This is a genomic window from Geodermatophilus saharensis, from assembly GCF_900188205.1.
GTDB lineage: Bacteria > Actinomycetota > Actinomycetes > Mycobacteriales > Geodermatophilaceae > Geodermatophilus > Geodermatophilus saharensis.
Window position 1 is genome coordinate 1 of record NZ_FZOH01000017.1, and the last position, 3,250, is coordinate 3,250.

Below are 3,250 nucleotides of genomic sequence, written 5' to 3' on the forward strand. Positions count from 1 at the left end.
CAGATCGCCGACAACATCGCCGGGGTCTCCGGCGCCGCCGACGCCACCACCCAGGCGCTGAGCCAGACGCGGGTCGCCGTCGACGAGCTCTCCCGGATGGCCGCCGGCCTCCGGGCCACGGTCGGCCGCTTCACCCACTGATGGAGGACCACCCCTCCCCCCACGCCGCGCGGGCTCGGCGCGGGCCCCTGGAGGGCGGCCGGTCCCGCACCCCACTACCGAGAGGCACCGCTGTGCACCTGTCCTGGCTCTCCGACCTGCGGGTCGGTCGCCGCCTCGCCCTCGCCTTCGGCGCGGTCGGGATCCTCGTCGTCGTCTGTGCCGCGACCGGCCTGGCGGCGGTGTCCCAGCAGCGCGACCTCGCCGGCGAGCTGAGCCGGGCCGACGCCGTCCTGGCCGACGCCGAGACCGCCCGCTTCCAGATCGCCGACGTCACCGGCTGGCAGGGACTGGTCGTCGCCGACGCCGTCACCTTCGGTCCCGACGTCGCCCTGGCGGCCGACTCCTACAACCGGGCCGGCCTGCTGGACAGCAAGGACGCGGTCTACGCCTGGCTCGACGACGTCGACACCTCGGCGATGGACGCCGACGAGGCCGACGCGTTCGCCGAGCTGCGGCCGGCCTGGGACAACTACTTCGCCTGGGACGACCGGGTGGTCCAGTGGCTGCGGACCGGTACGCCGGAGGACGACCGCGCGGCGCTGGAGAGCATCAACGGCGGCGAGGCCGGCGAGGGGTACGGCATGGTGCTCGACCTCGCCGACCGGATCCAGGCCTCGGCCACCGAGCGCGCCGAGCAGCTGCGCGCCGACCAGGCGGACGCGCAGGGCCGCGCGACCGTCCTGCTGACCGCCGTGGGCGTGCTCGCCGTCGTCCTGGCCGGGCTGTGCGCGGTGCTGGTCGGCCGCTCGATCGTCCGCCCGCTGCGCCGGGTGCAGGCGCTGGCCACCCGCCTGGCCACGGGGGACCTGACGGAGGGCACCGGGATCCGGCAGCGCGACGAGGTCGGCCAGGTGGCCGAGGCGCTGGACGCCGCCCAGGAGGGCCTGCGGGCGGTGATGGCGTCGGTGGCGTCCTCGGCGGACGCGGTGGCGGCGAGCTCGGAGGAGCTGAGCGCCAGCTCGGCGCAGATCTCCGCCTCCGCCGAGGAGACCTCCGCCCAGTCCGGCGTGGTGGCCGGGGCGGCCGAGGAGGTGTCCCGCAGCGTGCAGACCGTCGCCGCCGGCGCGGAGGAGATGGGGGCCTCGATCCGCGAGATCGCGACCAACGCCGCGGAGGCCAGCGCCGTGGCCGCCCGCGCCGTCTCCGCCGCGGAGTCGACCACCGCGACCGTGGCCCGGCTGGGGGAGAGCTCGGCGGAGATCGGCAACGTCGTGAAGGTCATCACCTCGATCGCCGAGCAGACCAACCTGCTCGCGCTCAACGCCACCATCGAGGCCGCCCGGGCCGGGGAGGCCGGCAAGGGCTTCGCCGTGGTGGCCAACGAGGTCAAGGAACTGGCGCAGGAGACGGCCAAGGCCACCGAGGACATCGCCCGCCGGGTGCAGGCCATCCAGGGCGACACCACCGCGGCGGTGACCGCGATCGGGGAGATCAGCTCGATCGTCGCGCAGATCTCCGACCGGCAGACCACCATCGCCAGTGCGGTGGAGGAGCAGACCGCGACGACGAGCGAGATGTCGCGGTCGGTGCAGGAGGCGGCCCAGGGGTCGGGGCAGATCGCGGACAACATCGCCGGGGTCTCCGGCGCCGCCGACGCCACCACCCAGGCGCTCACCCAGACCCGCACCGCCGTCGACGAGCTCGCCCGGATGGCCGCCGACCTGCGCGCCGGCGTCGCCCGCTTCACCTACTGAGCGCGCTCCCCGATTCCGGGGACCAATTCCCGGAATGGTCCCCGAGCCCGGTCCACCGGGGAGTCGGGGCGGGCCGACGTCGTCGCCACGGTGATGACGCCGGCCCGTTCCTGGCGTGTGAAACCGCATGTCGACACGGCGTCCGGCCGGCGATGAGGCCCGTGACCCCGTGTCGACAAGGGGAGGCGAATGGCGCTCCGGAATTCCCCGTCAGCCATTCCGGGCCGTGCCCGGATCGTTACCGACACACCATTCCCGGACGGAGACGGTCTCCATTCCCGTCCGCCACATTAGGTGCACGACGGCGTGACCGACCGCGGCCGTTCCTCCCCGTCCCCCGACGGGTCCCACCCCGAGAGCAGGAGCTGATCCATGAGCACCGCCCGTGCCGGCCGTTCCGGCGGCTGGTTCGCCGACCGCCCGGTCGCCGTCAAGATCGGCGCCGCCGTCGCCGTCCTCGCCCTCGTCGCCGTCGCGATGTCCGTCCTGGCCGTGACCCGGCTGTCCGCCGTGCAGGCCGCCGCGGTCCGCATCAACGGCAACGTCGGCACGCTGGCGGACCTCGCCGACATCCAGCGGTCCTGGCAGGGCGACCGCTCGCGCTACAACAGCTACGCCCTGGTCGACCCGCGCACCCGCGCCGAGCTCCGCACCGAGCTCGCCGAGCGGCGGGAGACCCTCGAGGGTCAGCTCGACGCCTACGCCGAGGTGACGGTCAACCGGACCGCCTTCGACGAGTTCCGCAGCACCGTCGACGGCTACTACGCGGTGGCCGAGGGGCAGCTGCTGCCCGCCGCCGACGCCGGCGACCTGGCGAGGGCCGGTGCCGTCGTCGCCGGCCCGCTGCAGGACGCCTCCGACTCGATCATGGACCAGTACGCCGCCATGCAGGACCGGCGGGTCGCCGCCGGCCAGGCCGACACCGACGACGCGGTGGCCACCGTCTCCTCGGCCACCACCACGCTGTGGCTCGCCCTGGCCGCCGGCATCGTCGTCGCCGGCGGGCTGACCGTCCTGGTCGTCCGGCGCCTGGTGGCCACCGTCCGCTCCGTGCAGCGCTCGGTCGAGGCGCTGGCCGAGGGTGACCTGACCGTCACGCCCGAGGTCCGCGGGCGCGACGAGCTGGGCCGGATGGCCGAGGCGCTCGGTGCCGCCCAGCAGAGCCTGCGTGCGGTGCTGTCGTCGGTGGCGTCCTCGGCCGACGCGGTGGCCGCCTCCAGCGAGGAGCTGTCGGCCTCGTCGGCGCAGATCTCGGCGTCGGCGGAGGAGACCTCCGCCCAGTCCGGCGTCGTCTCCGGTGCCGCCGAGGAGGTGTCGCGGTCGGTGCAGACCGTGGCCGCCGGTGCCGAGCAGATGGGGGCGAGCATCCGGGAGATCGCGACCAACGCCGCGGA

The 3,250-nt window shown here is 74.8% G+C and carries 2 protein-coding genes; both read left to right on the forward strand.

The window, feature by feature from the left end; all coding sequences use genetic code 11:
* Positions 1-233 precede the first annotated feature (233 nt).
* The gene (locus CHC04_RS25405; RefSeq protein ID WP_281252272.1) at positions 234-1,856 is read left to right on the forward strand and encodes a methyl-accepting chemotaxis protein; all 1,623 of its coding nucleotides are present in this window, start codon (positions 234-236) and stop codon (positions 1,854-1,856) included.
* Between the two features lie 372 nt (positions 1,857-2,228).
* A partial coding sequence (locus tag CHC04_RS23295; RefSeq protein WP_141233903.1) for a HAMP domain-containing protein occupies positions 2,229-3,250 on the forward strand: 1,022 nt, incomplete at its 3' end.